Below are 599 nucleotides of genomic sequence, written 5' to 3' on the forward strand. Positions count from 1 at the left end.
TCGATATTGAAGTCATTAAACAGTTTATCTTTTAAATCTTGACTGACATACCCTCGATCACCAAACAGTTTACCGAATATATCATTTGCTAGGCCCTGTCTTAGCGGCTCTCTATCATCTATATTTCCCGGAGTGACTCTAATCGATAATAACTCACCGTGATGATTGATAATGGCGTGCAGTTTAAATCCGTAAAACCAACCCATACTTGTCTTACCTCTTTGAGCAATCCCCTCAAAGACCTTATGACGCTTAATCCGCCGGTTATGGCATACAGATAGTTTGGTGGCATCCACAAAGCTAATACCTGTGCAACTTCCCATCAAGCTTTTGAGATAAGCACACAAAGGCACAAGAGCACGGGGTACTAATTCAATAAAACGTGAGTAGCTTGGTAGGTCCGGAAAATCTTTTTTCATCATGCCTAGCATATGATGATAGTAAAACCCTTTAAATTGACGATAACGTAATTGATGAAACAGTACCAATATAGTCATTATCTCTGGTACACTTATCTTGCATGCTCTTAATCGCTTTGTCCCATTTTCGATCAGCTGACGTTCAAATTCTGGTTTGAATGCTTGGTAAAAGTCGTCAAT

The 599-nt window shown here is 39.4% G+C and carries 1 protein-coding gene; it reads right to left on the reverse strand.

The window, feature by feature from the left end; genetic code table 11:
• A partial coding sequence (locus tag A1019T_RS00050) for an IS982-like element IS1592 family transposase (RefSeq protein WP_095532541.1) occupies positions 1-599 on the reverse strand: 599 nt, incomplete at both ends.

Source organism: Psychrobacter piechaudii, from assembly GCF_900162825.1.
Taxonomy (GTDB): Bacteria; Pseudomonadota; Gammaproteobacteria; order Pseudomonadales; family Moraxellaceae; genus Psychrobacter; species Psychrobacter piechaudii.